Source organism: Apilactobacillus micheneri (assembly GCF_002993975.1).
In the GTDB taxonomy this organism is placed as follows: domain Bacteria; phylum Bacillota; class Bacilli; order Lactobacillales; family Lactobacillaceae; genus Apilactobacillus; species Apilactobacillus micheneri.
Window position 1 is genome coordinate 61,048 of sequence record NZ_POSO01000002.1, and the last position, 17,603, is coordinate 78,650.

2 protein-coding genes are annotated in these 17,603 nt (G+C 33.5%); both read right to left on the bottom strand.

Annotated features, from left to right (window positions below; all coding sequences use genetic code 11):
• Positions 1 to 30: 30 nt before the first annotated feature.
• Positions 31 to 7,695 (bottom strand): DUF5776 domain-containing protein, encoded by a 7,665-nt coding sequence (locus C7N41_RS02340; protein WP_105964137.1) that lies wholly within the window; start codon positions 7,693 to 7,695, stop codon positions 31 to 33.
• 318 nt (positions 7,696 to 8,013) lie between these two features.
• Entirely contained in the window at positions 8,014 to 17,457 is a 9,444-nt protein-coding gene (locus C7N41_RS02345) for a DUF5776 domain-containing protein (RefSeq protein WP_105964138.1), read from the bottom strand.
• Positions 17,458 to 17,603: the final 146 nt, after the last annotated feature.

Here is a 17,603-nt window from a genome sequence, read left to right on the forward strand (position 1 = left end):
TCTATCTCTTTTAATTTTAGCTAATTGAGATTAGCGTACATGTTCAACAATTGTCTTGTTACTTGAAATGTATTGACCGTTACCAATGTAGAATCTAGTAATGCCACCTACTCTTTCAATTCTTTCAACATTAACTGTTGAGCCTTTCTTCATCTTCTTAACAGCTGTCTTCTTATTAAAGGACTTACTGTTGTAAATGTAAGTGCCTTGAGGTTTAATTACACGAACCTTTTGGATAGGCTTCTTAGTATCATGACGACGATAGTAAACATTATTTACTGACTTATCACTAGCACTAATCCAACCTAAGCCTTTAACTCTGTAAACTACATGACCAGAAGAGGTAATCTTATAACCCGTTACTTTAAATACATGACGGTTATAAAGTGCTGTCTTACCATACTTCTTAACTCTTGTACTACGAGTTAATGCAGGAGCATTATGACTGTAAACTTTCTTCAAGTTGTATACATAACTTGGAAGATTATCTTTAACATATCTATTAAATGCTTCCATATAAGCTGCTTGATAAGCAGGTGATTCATGTTTCAAGCCACGAGGAACTCTCTTAGTACCAAAAGCATTCTTTCTAGCTGCCTTAGAAGCTTTACCAGAAACAGCTACATAAGCTTTATGAGCTGCTTGGTAATTCTTTTCATAAGCTTTACGATATGCTGGAGCTAACTTATCAAGAGTAGCCCTATTAGCTTTCTTACCAGAAATACCAGCTTTATAGGCTTCATAACCTACCTTGTATGCGTCACTACTATTCTTAGCTGGCTTCTTGCCACGAGTAGCATCCTTAACACCTTGTTTGTAGGCTTGAGCAGATTGATATCCAGCCTTGAATGATGGGTTGTCAGAATTATTCTTACCACCATTTAGTCCAGCATTAAATCCAGCTTGTGAATCATTGTAACCCTTGGTAAATGCATCTTTATATGCTTGTGATTTACCAGCAAAGTTAACATGATTAATATTTAATGGAGTTCCACCAGCAAATGCTTGTTGACCAGCTTTAGTACCAGCTGCTTGATCGTCTTTATCATTATTTGGAGCTGGTGTTGGTGTAGGTGCTGGAATATCATTTTGACCTTGTTTAAAGGCATTATCATAAGCAGCACTGTAAGTAGTGTCATTGCCATACTTAGCATCTTTATCAGAACTTGGTTTTTGACTACCACCATTCAATCCATTGTTATATCCATTGTAAGCACCTTCATAAGCATCAATATATGCTTGGCGTGCAGTTGATGGAACATCTTTAGCACCACTAAAGATTTGATTTTCATCAAACTTACCATTATTAGGTTTGTTCTTACCACTTTGAGCATCAGCTAAACCATTCTTGATGGCTTGTTGAGCAGCATTAAATCCAGCATTAACTTGATCTTGATTTTGGCTACCAGAAGCAGTAGGAGCTTGTTTAGCACCTGCAATAGCTGCATTAGCTCCGGCACTAATAGATTTAGCTTGATTATAGCCATCAGTGTATTCTTTTGAAGATCCTTCAGGAGCGTTTGCATTATTAGCATTGCTTGGCTTCATTGCATCAGCATAACCTTGGCTAGCGTTACCTTTAGCTTCATCATATAGTGCTTTAGCTGAAGGAGTTGTAATATCACTAGGATATTGTCCATTAGGAATATTAGTGTTTCCACCATCTTTACCTAATGCATCATTTTCACCTTCACCCATAGCAGCTCTGTTTTGGTTATATGCCATATTATAAGCATTCTTATAGTTAGAATCTTTACCGCTATTATCAGATGGCTTGTTAGCTTTAGCATCAGCAAATGCTTGAGCAGCTGCTCTGTATGCTTCTTGTGAAGTAGGATCAGTTATATCTTTTCCATCAGAGCCTGTGATTGGACTATCACTAACACTTGGGTTGGACTTACTTTGAGCAGCTTTATAACCTGCACTTGCAGCTGAAGCATTATTAAATCCATTCTTGTAAGCGTTAAAGTTAGAATCAGCATTACCCTTATCAGAATCATTCTTATAAGGATTATTGTCGTCACTATATGTTGATGGATTTGTAGCTAAGCCAGCAGCATAACCTTGTTGTTCAGCAAAAGCATTATTGTGTGCTTTATCACCAATACCATTATTATTATCACTGCTATGCTTACCATTAATAACAGATGGATTGTTTAATGAATTACCCTTAGTTTGATCAAAGAAATCATTAGTTCCATCTTGTCTAGATTTTTGCATATCACCATAAGCTTTATTATAAGCTTGTTGATAATCAGATGACTTACCAACATTACTATTAGCTGGGCTACCGTTTGATCCATCTACATAACCGGCCTTAGCACCATCATATGCATCTTGAGATTTTTTAGCATTTTCAGATGCTTGTTGACTACTACTGTCATCTTTGGGTCTATTATCTGTCTTTGTTGGATCAGAATTATTGGCATCGGTAGCAGCACCACTCATTGGTGAATTATTACCAGAGTTTGTTGGTAATGATTTAGATGCATTCTTACCAGCTTTGTATGATGAAGCATTATTGGAATAGTCGCTTGGAACATCATCATTACCAGACTTATCATTCAATCCAGCATCATATGCTTTTTGATTATCATAACCTTGATTAAATGATTGAGCATCTTGGTTACCAGCAGATGAATCAGTAGGCTTAGTATTTGTAGGTATACCATTATTCTTGTCAGATGAATATTGTTGTGCACCCTTATTCATTTGATCAGTAGCTTCAGCATAAGCCTTAGCGTATGCACCTTGATAATTAGTAGCATCCTTACCAGTTAATGAATTACCCTTTGAATCGGTCATACCCTTAGATGGATCAAATTGAGCTCCAGATTTAGCATCATTAAATCCTTGAAGAGCACCATTATTTTCATAGTTCCCATCTATTGTGGAATTATTCTTACCATCTTTAACATTATTGAAGCTAGAACCTGATTTGGCAGCAGCTTGACCATCTATATAAGATTGTGATTTACCATCATTAGATCCATTAGGATTATTAAATCCTTCATCATATGCCTTTTGATTATTATAACCTTGTGTATATAATGGATCATTTTTATTAGCTTCAGAAGGTTTTAATTGATCACCAGTTTTACCTTGTGATTTATCATTAATATAGTCTTGAGCACCATTGGCAATATCTTGTTGAGCTCTTTGTTCTGCATCTTTGTAGAATTGAGAATTAGTATTAGGAGCACTGTTAGCTGGATTATCACTATATGATTTACCTGTATTAGCACCAGCTTGTGCACCCCAGTATGCATCTACTTCAGCTTGATTAGATTTATCTCCTGATAATGTAGGAGCCTTTGAGCCATCATTATCTGATGTTGCGTCTTGGTAACCTTTATTAGCATAAACACCTTTAGTATATGCATCTTTATATGCATCAGAATGATTTTTGGTTTCATTATCAATTGAAGTTTTACTTTCAGGATCAGTAAGGTTTTTATTCTTAGCATCATTCAAACCATCTTTTGCAGCATTAGCACCTGTACTGTAATTCTTTCCTTCACTATTATCTTTCTTAGAATCAGTACTAGTTGAATTGCTACCATTTAGATAATCATCAGCACCTCTTTGTTGTTCACCTTGATCAAATGCATTAGTATAAACTGGATTATTAGCTTGGTCATTATTGTATTTCCCATTGTTTTGGCCATTGTTATATCCATCTTTTGAACCATTATATGCATTTTGATATGAGGCATCATATATAGAACCAGCATCAGTAGGTGTAGTGCTTCCGGATGTAGAACCACTTTTAGCATCAGAAATTCCATTCTTAGCACCTAATGCTTGAGATCTTGCGATTTCATAAATTGGTGCATAGCTATTATAAGGACTGTTTTTACCATTATCTGTGTTTCCAGATGCACCATCAATCAATCCTTGCATAGCTTGTTGATAACCTTTTTTGTCAGGATGAGCAGTAGCATCTCTAGATCCAGCATTATAGTCATCAATTGCTTGTTTATAACCATCTTTTACAGAAGATGCAGCTGAATTACCATCATTTTCATTTCTATTATTAGTACTTGCGTTATTACCACTTAGACCTTCTTGGTAACCTTTAACGGTATTATTATAAGCATCTGTATAGATAGATTTATTACTATCAGGAGTTATTGAAGCTGAATTCATAGGATTGCCATGTAAAGCATCATAACTACCTTGTCCTGCACTATGCCCTCTATCATAAGCATCTTTATCTTTTGCTGCATCCCTATTAGCAGTATTATTAGCTTGTCCACTTTCATAACCTAATTGAGTACTATCATAAGAATTGCTGTAATCATTATAGTCATAATCTTTACTCAAATCACTTTGTGATTGTTTTGAACGATGACTATTCATATAATCTGAAGTACCTTCAGCGCTTGAAGCATCATACTTAGCCTTTTGATATCCTCTAACAAAAGAAGAAGGGATTATATTGTTATCAGATTTTGCTTTATCTATAGCGGTACCATTTATATCATTATCTTGTTTATTGTTGTTTTTATAATAATCATAACCAGCTTGTGTACTATCATAAGAATTCTTATAGTCTACAGAGTTATCAAACAATGAATCATTTTTAGCATCTGAAGATGAAGATTGTGAATCACTAATTCCATTGTTCATACCATTTATAACATCAGAATTAGATACATTAGTAGGATAAGCAACCTTTGAATTATCAATAGTATTACTGTATTTTACAACATCGCCTTGATTATCCACAAAAGCAACCATATTGTTTCCAGAAATACCATAAGTAAGTCTCAATCCAACAACATTTGCATTATTAGCTTTATCTTCAGGAATAGTTATAGTAAATTTGTATGGACCGTCACTATTTGCATTATCTATCTTAGTAACAACAACATTTTGATTTGTTAATTTAGAATAATCAGGAACATTATTATCTGTACTATTTGTATGATCTGTTGATGCAATAATATTTAGTGGATTAGCATCATTACTTGCATTTTTAACATTTGCAACACCATTTATAGTAATAGTTCCATCGCTATTCTTTGTTACATACATATCCTTACCACTAAAGTCTATAGTTGGGATTGAACTCATTCTTAAATCATTACGAGATAAATTTGTCCAAGTATTAGATCCACCACTGTCTGAAGTAGTATTATGATCTTTATTTCTATATTGATATTGATTGTTACCATTAACATTAAAAGTGTAGAACCAATTATCTAATTTTTTGTTTGCATCACCTTCATTATTACTACCATCAGGAGTAAAGCTTGGAACAGAAACATTAGAACCATAAATACCGTTTGTAGCAAAATCTGAAGAAGAACCATTATTCTTATTAAGAATAATTCCACGTGGTCCAGCATTATCAACATTCATAGAACCGGATATTAAGCTTCTGTTAGCACTATCATTACTTAAATCACTAATGATAACGTTACCTTGTTTGTAAACATATATTCCATTTCCAGAAATAAGGGAAGTTGTATTAGAAGAATTATTTAATTTTGTTTGTAATACACCATTATTATAAACGTTAATATTACCACTATTGCTTATCAAATTATTACTGGTATTTCCTGAATACTCTACATTTAAAACACCACCATCAATATTTATAGATCCGGTATTAGAAATAGCATATCCAGAATTGTTCTTGGCTGGAACGATATTTAAATTAGCACCCTTATTAATATTTAAAGAAGGATTCCCACTACCACTACGAATATCAATAGCTTGATATCCATTACCAGGCATTAAAGTCATATTTGAATTTTGTCCTAAAGTAACCTTTCCACCATTATAGACACCAATCATTTCTGTTCCTTTAGCAAAATCAGTGTCACCAAAATAATTTGACCCTGGTTTTAATGTCATGTTACTTACTTCAAGATTTTCTTGATCCCAATTATTTGTGTATACTTTATTATGAAAAGGAGAATTATAATACTGAACTAGAGTAATATTATTGTTACCACTAAATGTCGCATCTGTGTTTTGAGCACTCAATAATTGAACTCCAACATAATTGATATTATTGTAGTTTACAATTCTACCGTCAACTTTAGCACCATCTGTAAATCCAAATGGTCCATAATATCCTCCTCCATATATAGTTTTAAAATTATTAATATTCAAGGAGCTAATATTAGTACCTTTAGAATCATATTCTACTCCGGCTAAATCAGCAATATGATTTTGTCCATCTATATTGATAGATTTAACATTTTTATTGTTCATATTCACACGAGATTCAGTCTGATTGATTTTTCCGTAAATAGGGTCACTAACTTGATATAAATCAATATCATTAATTAAACGAATATTACTAGAATCTTTACTGTCATTGTTCATCGCCGTATCAAATTGTTGCCCATTTGATACAAACATAGTTCCAGAATTTATTTTATTTAATGCATCATTATAACCAATATTAAAACTATCATTTGTACTGTCCGAATTATTTGAAATTGTTCTATTTACACTGGTATCACTAGGCCATTGTTGTACAATAGCTTTTTGTGCACCCATATAACCATTATAATAAGAACTATTATTATCAGGATGATTATCTAAATAAGTATCACTATCAGTTTTAGAACCCTTTTGTGAATCATAAGTAGTACCTTTCCATTTACCTGATTCATAATCTAATGCAGCTTGATTTGCTAAGAAATAGTTATAACCATAAGCATAAATATCAGCGTCAACACCATTTAAAGTTCTACCATTTTGTGTACTAATATTACTTGAATTTGTAGCACTTACGCTACTATCACTAGGAACATTAACAGTACCATTTTGTACACTATAATTAGTACTAGTTCCATTGCTAGTACCATTAAACTTATTTTTTAAATATTTATCATAGTTTTGTGTACTTTGACTTGCACTATCTGGATTATCTGCTCCTCCAGACTTATTAGTGGAATCATAAGTATCACTATTGCCTGTTGGAACTCCCGTTTGATTGTTATAGTTATTAGATTTATCAGTAGGATCAGCTTGATTTCCACTAGCAGTCTTATTATCCTTAGAATTATCAGTGTCATTATCATTCTTATTTTGAACAGTATTATTATATGATGTATAGTCTTTGTCGCTAGTACCTTTGTTTGAAGTATCAGTATTATACTTAGTCTTAGCAGCTTTAGCTCCTTGATTAGAATCATCATAATATTGCTTTGAAGTTTGGTCTGTATACTTACCAGAATTATCAGTATTATTAGCTACATCACTAGCACCATCTCTTATGGCATCTTGATACTGTGTAGCTAAAGATTGACCAGCTTTGTAGTCAGAATTGTCCTTTGTTTGATCATCAGTCTTATTATTTAATTTATCATTAAATCCTTTTGAATTATTATTGTATTGTTGACTTTGATTATCATTATTAGTGGCTTGTTTACCATTTTGATAATCAGAATTAACCTTGTTATTATCAGAATTAGTAGACTTACTATCACCATTTGTAGTTGAAGGTTGTCCTGATGAATCTCCATCACTAACTGGTTGTGGTTGTGCACCACCTTGTGGTGTATCAGCATGAGCAACCACACTTGGTTGGTTCATATTTAAGGTTCCACTAACTGCGAAACCACCTAAAACAGCTAATGAAGCAACAGATACAACAACCCATTGTTTCTTAACCTTTTTCATTATTTTCTTATCATTTACTTTATTAAATTGCTGTTTATTATATTGCAAATTAACGACACTCCTGTTCTATAAATGAATTTTCGTAATATCCAAACATGATATTATGTATAAATCAATAATCACGTTTAAATACTATTTATAATCTTGTTACTAGTCGTAGGAAAAACCTACACGTATAAAGTAACACTATTGCGGGGCTTAGTACACACATTTGCTTAATTTTTTGTGAATAAATTCATCCCACTTTCATATAAATAGTAATGATATTTTATAAAAGATACATATTCATTTCAATTAATTTATACTGACGTAAACAAAAAAGTGATTAGAAATTTTTCTAATCACTTTTTCATCTATAAATGTTCACTAACCAACTTTTTTAACAATCGTCTTATTGCTTGATAGATATCTGCCATGTCCTAGATAAAATCTAGTGATATGACCGACTTTTTCAACACTTTTAATGTTAATAATTTTACCGGTTCTTAGGTATCTAACCTCACTATTATGATTAAAATGCTTACTATTATAGATGTAAGTTCCACGTTCACGAATGACCTTAACTTTTAGATTGTGCTTGATTGCATTATGTCTGTAATACAAATCAGCAATTGATGAATGAGCAGCGCTAATCCATCCACCCTTCACTCTAAAGATCAAGTGTCCTGCAGGTGTAAATCCATAACCACGGACTTTAAATTCATGACGATTACGAAGCAATGTTTTTGTATATTCAGCATTCCTAGTCCTTGCGGTTAAGCTAGGTTCATTATGACGATATATCTTCTTTAAGTTATATACATAACGAGGAATATGCAATCTCAAAGCTTTTACATAAGCTTTCATATAAGCATGTTTATAAACTCTAGAAAAACCTCTCAACTTAGCAGGTGAATCTAGATGCATCCCATGCTTATACCCTTCATGGCTAGCATACTTAATCTCAAATGCCTTGCGTTGATTCTTACGATCTTGCTTCAAAGAACGACGATTAATCTTATGATTATCCTTACGAGCCTTCATATAATTACTATTACCGTTATTATATGCTTGCTTATAAGCCTTTTGATAACTAGGATTCATATTATCATTATTATATGGTTCGCCTTTAGTTCCATTTTCATAAGCATTATAACCATCGTTATAAGCATAACTACCGTTATCGGCGCGAGGATCATCATGACTAGCGTCGCTAGCACCTTTTTGATAATCTTTAGCTGCTTGATAACCAGTATTATAACTATCATCATTAGGCGCAGCTTTTGGACGATTATTCATCCCATCATCAAAACCTTGTTTAGCACGATCATAGCCTTTCTTATAAGAAGGATTATCACTATTATCAGGATAACCATTAATGAAGGCCTTGCTACCTTGTTTTTCTTCATTTTGGGCAGCGGCTTCCTGATCAGCATTGGAATGATCATTAGCTCCAGCTTGGTTAGCAATCACATTGGCTTTCGCAGCTGGACTAGTCTTATCACCTTTTTGCCCAGCAGCATATGATTTTTGTGCATTTTGATAAGCATTATTAGCATTGGAATCATTTGCATATTTATTAGCAGCGTTGGTATTACCATTTTGCGCATCATGAATCCCATCACGAGTGGCTTGACCAGCTTTATTAGCCTCAGGACTATTTGTAGCATTCTTGCTAGTGGTATCACCATTCAAGCCTGATTGATAGGCTTGTTTGGCTTTTTGATAAGCATCAGTAGCTGTCTTATTACCTTTATATTTAGGAGCTGAACTATTACTACCTTGTTCAGCATCATGAATCCCATCGCGAGTGGCTTGCCCAGCTGCATTAGCTTCCGCATTAGCCTTAGCATTGTCGCTAGTAGTATCACCATTCAACCCCGCTTGATAGGCCTTTTTAGCATTTTGATAAGCATTAGCGGCTGCTGGATCATGCTGATATTTATCAGCTGAATCGCTGTTATCATGAATGGCATCATTAATGCCGTCACGAGCTGCTTGGCCGGCTTCATTAGCGATTGGATCTGCTTTAGCATTCGAAGTATCATTATCACCATTGGTACCATCATTATATGCATTCTTAGCATTACTATATGCCGCTATAGCAATTGAATTATGGTTATAATCAGCTGCGTGCTTTTGACCAGTTTGCGCATCAATAATGCCTTGATGTTCAGCCTGACCACTTTGATAGGCAATGGTATCTTTATTTTGACCATTATTTTGCATTCCATTTTTGGCATTGTCATATGCATTATGATAATCAGTGTTTTGACTGTACTGTGATGCATCTGGATGACCAGTAATAGCATCATGAATTCCTTGTTTTGTATTCATCCCAGCATTATTAGCAATAGGATTCAATTGAGCATCAGTTTTATCTTGACTAGTAGTATTATTATCTAAGCCCGCTTGATATGCCTTTTGCGCATTATCGTATGCAGTTGTATCAAAATTATTATCAGTTGGTGGCGTATGTTTACCAATCGTTGCATCAGCGATACCTGCCTTAGCCGCACTTCCAGCACGATAAGAAACACTATTATGATCGATATCTTCAGCCGCATTGTCACTACCGGTTAATCCGGCAATATAATCATTTTTAGCCCTACTATAAATAAGCGCTTTAGTAGGCTGACCGTTATAAACAGTATCTCCATTCGATTTAGTATCACCATTATTAGCATCATCAATAGCTTGCTTAGTAGCATTCCCAATATCATATGCTAATTGATGACTTTTATAGAATGCTGATTCTCCACTATTTTTCATACCATCTCTAGTGGCTTGATATGCTGCATTATGATTAGTTTTATCGTCAGATGGATCTTTCAAAGCCTTACGAACACCCTCATCATCAGATCTTCCAGTTTGATATGCGATACCATTATTTTCGCTTGGTTGGCCATAGCTTTCATTACCATTAACATAATCGTTTTGAGCTTTATTATAAGCAGCTTGTTGTGTTGGATTGGTGTAAGAATCATCAGTAATATCACCCTTTTGCGCATCCATAACTCCTTTTTTAGCAGCTTGACCGGCTTGATAAGCTTGACTTTGACCGTTACCAGAACTATCAGCAGGTGCATTATAACCACTTATATAATCCGTTTTTGCATTATTATAGGCATCAATTTGACTACCAGTATATTTTTGAGCGGTTTGATTGGGATTCTTTGGATCATCTGCTTTATATTCATTGCCATCAGATTCATCATTAATTCCAGCAGCCATAGCATTAGCATCATCTTTAGCAGTAACACCTTGTTGATAGCCTTTACTATTAGGGTTGATATTACTACCAGAATTATCAATAGTATTACCATTAACTCCATCACTATAGTCTTTCTTAGCTTGGTCATATGCTTGTTTTTGCGTACTATTATAGTTTTTAGAATCATTATCTGGATTGTTTGGATCATTTGCTTTAGCAGTATTCCCACTAGCTTCATCATTAATTCCAGTATTATAAGCTTTACCAGTTTGATATGCTACATTATTGTTAGATTCACTATGTTTAGGTTGTCCATCTAAGCCATCTTTAGCATTATCATATGCTTGACTATAATCAGTTGATTGACCGTTAGTTTTGTCATGTCCATTAATGGCATCGTTAATTCCTCTGTAAGCGGCTTGACCAGCTTGATTAGCGGTTGGATTTAATTGAGCATTCTTTTGATCATCATTAGTTAAATTATTATCTAATCCCGCATTATAAGCATTTTTAGCATTATCATATGCGGCTTTGCGATCAGATGCATCGCCATTATTTAATTGTGCAGCAGATGAATTAGTAGAATCATCAGCTGATTTTTGATTGCCGTTAGTAGCATCATAAATAGCTTGCTTAGCAGCTTGACCTACACTATATGGTTCACTTTTACCAGGATCAGTAGGATTTTCATTATGAGTAGGTTTTCCAGCTAGTCCATCTTGATAATTATTTTGCACAATTTGGTAGATTACCTTATTTTCACCACTATATTGATTAATATTATTTGTATTTTTAGTGGCATCAATAATTGCTTTACGAGCAGTTTGTCCAGTTTGATATGAGAAATCATTATTTTCATTTGTCTTTGTCGGATTATCAAAGCCAGCTTGATAATTTGTTTGTGCATTTTTATAAACATCTGCGTTAGCTGTTGGCACATTAGTAATACCAGTAATACCGTTCACTGCATCTTCCACTGCTTGTTTTACAACTTTATCATTTTGACCATCTTTATAAGCTTTGTTTTGTACTGTATCCGGTTCATTAGTAGCGTTCTCACTGCTATTTTGACCATCTTGATAAGCTGTAAATGCATCTTGATAAGCTTGCTTTTGAGCAGCATTCCAAATAGTTCCTGGTCTGTAGTCATTATTATAGAAACTATTAGGATTATTCTGAGCATCGGTCGCATTATTAATACCATTTTCAGCATCTTTAACGGCAGCACGTGCAGCACGCCCTTGGTTATAAGCATCCCCTTGATCATTATTTTGGGCAGTTGCGATATAAGAATCATCATTTTGATAACCGGCTTTATATGCATCACGAGCATTTTGATATGCATCTTTAGCTACTTGAATAGCCTGACCACTTGCAGAGTACTGTGATTCAAAGTCTTTGTTACCAGCTTCATCAGTAATTCCGGCTTTAGTAGCTTCTTGCTTAGCCTTCGCATCATTTTGACCTTGAATATATGATCTATAAGCATCATCATATTCTTGTTTTTGTGGATTGGTCCATGGGAGTGCTTGGTCGTTATTGGTATAAGCACTATCCTTGCTATTATTTTCATTTCTAGATGACCAATGTCCGCTTTCATCTTGTCCCTCAGCATCAGGGTCATTATTATACTTTCCACTAGATGCATCTTCGATTGCCGCTTGAGCAGCACGACCTAAGTTATAGGAGCTTCCTTGGTTTTTATCAACCGCTGAGCTATCATCTTGTTGGTTAAATCCAGCTTGATAAGCTGCTTTAGCATTATTATATGCAGCTTGTTGATTATCATTGTTAGTATAATCTTTAGCATGTTCACTATTATTATTACGAGCATCGCTAACCCCATCTTGAGTAGCATGATAAGTTGTTCCTTGATCATAAGCTAAACCTTGATTATTTTTAGCTTGATCTAAAGTTTCTGGAGTAACTGGATTATCTTTGTTATCGTTATTAGCACCATACTTATATGCAGCATAGGCTTCTTTGTAAGCTGCTTGAGATTTATCATCAGTAGGCATGTTTTGCTGATAAGCACTTTCACTATCAACAGATTGTTTATTATTATTCATATCTTGTACCGCTGCAGCAGTCGCAATTTGAATATTTTCACTCATGTTATAAACTTTACGTTCTTTTTGATCAACCGTTCCAGGCTTAGGAATTTGACCATTAAAGCCATCTTTAGCTGCTTGATAGCCATTTTGATAGTTTACGTTATCAGCGTAATTTGCATCAGACTTTTTATCAGATAGGAAGTCATCCATTCCTCGCTTAGTATCCATTCCTACTTGATTAGCAAATTGATTAGCTTTTGCATCACTGTTATCACTATTACCAGCTAGTCCAGCATTAAAGGCTCTTTTAGCATTATCATAAACTGTTCTTTGGAGTGAAGGATTATGATATTTATTTTCGCTGTCATCACCTGATTTACCATCTAGAATCCCTTGTAATGCTGCTTGGCCGGCTTTATAACCGACACTATTAACATCTACACTACCATCATTTACTGTTATCTTACCTTCACCAGAAGCAAAGTTTTTGGCAGTTTTTTCATAAATATTACTCTGTACTGAGTTCTTTGGATAGTCAGTAGTATTCACATTAGTTTCTACATCATGAATACCATTATAAACAGCTTTCCCAAATTCATTGGCATATTTTTGTAATGGATTATCTGTATCATCAATACCTTGGTTCTTCATACCCTTAATAGTTGCTTCATAAGTTATTTTATATGATGGACTAGTTTGATCATTTTCATCATGATTATTTAAGGCACCATAAATTCCCTTACTAGCTTCTACACCGTTTTGATATCCTACATAGTTAGATCCATTATTGTTTTGAGGCATGTGAGAATAATTTCCTTTTGCTTGATCTTGCATACCTTGGGCTACTTCTGCCCCATAATTATAAGCGGGAGCATATGCATTACTTTTAGTTGGACCTTTTTGATTGGACATTTGTTCACTAAATCCTTTTTCAAAAGCTTCATGTCCCATTTGTTCTTCTGTACTACTGTTGTTATTGGTATATGTTCCATCAACAGTATCTTGAACGCCTTTAGCCACATCATTACCTTTTTGATAAGTTTTATTTTGAGATTGATCATTAAACATACCATTTTCATGATCCATAAAATCCTTTTGATAATCATTAAATGCTTCATTATAACCATTTTGATATTCTGCAGATGCTGAATTATTTTTGGTTGGATCATATTTATAATCATTTATATCGTTAGAGCCATTAGTATAACCATTATATCCATTATCATAAGTATCACGATATGTTTCAGCTAATTTATGATCTTGTTGATAATATTTTTTATAAGCAACAGTTGCAGTTGCTTGGTTAGGAATCCCCTTAGAAGCATCCATAATTCCATCACGAGAACCATCACGAATTGCATCATCGTTAGTTAGTGGATCTGGAACTGATGGATCTAACCTATCACTAGGATCTGGATTATTAGGAAAATTAACATTATCACTGCCATCTGAGTTAGAACCATTTGAAATACCATTTTTACTTAATTTTTGCGCTCTAACTCCGTTGAAATAATTAGTTGTCACAGTCACTTCATTTTGTGGTGTTTTTGATAAATCATAGCAAAAACTAATTAAATTACCATTTTGAGCTGAATTAGGCACATTAATAAAATAACCATTAAGATTACTATTATCTTTAAAGTATTTAACAGCAACTCGTTTACCATTTTGAATTAAATACATACTATTAGGAATAGCTTTAATATCATTATTATTATCAGCATTAACATTAATTTCAATTTGCCCATTATCGCCAAGTCCAGCAGGATGAGGTAAATTCTTTAAAATAATTGAACCCGTTAACTTATTGGTATCATCAGTTTGATTTTTATCATCAATATTACCATTAAAATCAGCCATTGGATTAGCATTAAATGATAAATATTTAGCACCATAAGCATTATCATTTGATGTTATATTTTTACCATCTAAAGTCGTATAACTAATGTTAGAACCACCAGATGGAACTACAACAACTCGATAAGGAGTTAATTCTGGTGAATTAGGCACATTGTCTTTCGTTCCATTCTTGTATCCTAATGCATACTTAGTAAAGTAAGCGGTAATTGAATTAGTAAATAAGTTACCATGTCCAGCTTTACCGTCACGATTATCAATTTGTAGTTGAACTTTTTTTCCTGGATTATCAACATGGAACCCATTTGTATTTTTAAGTAAATATAAGTTGTTAGGACCAGTTCCATCGGTATGAATTTCTAAGTTACCTTCATCGGTGATTACAAGGTTACCGTCAACTTCAACTAAATTATTACGACTATTTTGTGAACTATCTAAATTATTACCATGAATTTTAAACCAACCATTATGATCGGCAGTAACTGAACCATTAATATAATTTGCATAATTCGAATTTGTTGGTAGTGGTCCATTATCATTAATATCAAATTCACCACCGTCAATATTAATATTTCCTGCATGAACATAAATTCCTTCAGCCAAGCCTCGACTTGCATCATTAGTAGTTGGATTAATTTCAATTAGTGCACCTTTAGCAAGATTTACTTTTGAATTTCTTCCTTCAAGGTAAAGCCCCATTGATGGTGAATATAATGAATGTTCAGCCCAATTATTAACATTGTTCATTGGTACTAACTTCATGTGAGAGCCTTTTTCTAGAGTTAAATTACCACCAAGCTCCACTGCATTACCACCAGTGGTACTACCAAAGTAATTTCCGCCAGCATGAATTGTCATACGTCCAATTTCCATATTTTGTTGACTATTACCCCAAACATTACTGGAGTTTGAATAGTTATCTCCATCATTACCTTCAGCTGGTACATTGCTACCAATCCATGGGCTATTGTAATTACCAACAGAAAAGATGTTTAAATTACCATTAATATTAACATTCGCACTTTGAGCATTAACAAACTGTGCACCTATATAAGTAACATTACTATAATTCAACGTTCCTGTTTTTTCTAGTTTCATAGAACCCCAATAGTCACTACCATAGATAGTATGAAAATTTTTAACAGTCATTTGAGTAGCATGATCATCATCCAATTTTGACCAATTATTTGGTTGTAATGAGTAAGTTAATCCACCAAAATCAGTAACATGGTTTTGTCCATTAAATGTTAAGTTAGCAGGACTATATGACTCAGGCCATATATATTCATATTGTTCCAATCCACTGGAACTTCTTAATTGAGTATCTTGATAACTAATATCATTTAAGAAATTAATATTTTCAATATCACCATAATAATACAAATTGCTTCTTGATAAACTACTTTGATCACTTGAAGCAGTTTGATAATGAGTATTAATTGCATTATTTATTTGTAATGCATTTGATACAAAGGCAGTTTTATCATCATTAACTTTATGAACAACGTCATTAAAACCATCCATATATTGTTGCGATGCATTTTGCACTGGTGTTGGATTAAATTTGGCGCCATTGGCTATATCATAACTAAATGTATTTTGATTCGTAAATTGTTGAGCAATAGCAGCTTGAGCACCATTATATGATTGAATATAAGCATTATGAGAATTATTATCTAAATTACTAATAGCATCATTAATCTTTTTACCACTCCAACGGCCATTTTCAGCATCGTAAGTTCCTTGATAGCCCAAAAAGTCAGTAAAACCTTGGTTGTAAGCACTATTAAGTGCCGGATTCATTAAGTTTAAATTGGACAAATTATTACTGTCCAAATTAATTGATTGATTATAATCATTGGTTGAGTAATTTGCATTACTTTTAATATTTTGATTATTATTTTGAACATATGATTGATTATCACTAGGATCTTCAGGAATATTAGCCTGATGTTCTTGATCAGTATTAGTGCTAAATTTACCACTATTCAAATCTGAATCAACACTAGTGGGATTATTGTAATCAGTATTTTTACCACCATATGGCTGATAATTACTACTGGCATAATTTTTAGTTGGTTGGGTTCCTTTTCCTTGATTCAAATCATTATATTTGTTCCAAGCATCAACGGTTCCTTGATAACCAGCCTTATAATAATCAGTATCTGTTGGTACATTATTGATGTCTTGCTTCTGATCATTTGAATGAATGCCATTCCAAGCATCAATTGATCCATTATGTGCTTCATTTTTTTGATCTTGCGTAATTTGATCATTTTGCATTGCACCTTTAACCATCTTACTAGTTTGATTAACCATTCCTTGATAGGGATGATTGTCATCATTTTGGTTTGATGATGCATTGACTGAACTAGCTGCGGAAGAAACATGTTTGTCATTATTTTGAGGATTAGGTTGTGGTTGTTTTGTAGAACCAACCTTCTCATTATGTAATGAATTTTGATTATTGTTTTGTTGACTAACATTATTATGTGTATTAATTACATCATTACTACTTTTATTACTTTCTGATGTATGTTGTTCATCACTATTATTAGATTCAGCATGCACGTCTATTGTTCCAGAAACTGCAAAGCCACCTAAAATAGATAAAGTGACTGCAGAAACAATTACCCAATCTTTTTTAACCTTTTTAAGTAAATTTTTATCATTTATTTTTTTAAATTGTCTTTTATTGTATTTCATAAACAAACATCTCCAATTTATGTAATTGATACGTCGTATATTTGAAACATCCTATAAAACAATAAGTAATATCAACCCACAATTCAAAATTATCACTCAATCATAAACATGTAAAAGTATTAGCTCATAACCACATATGTTGATAT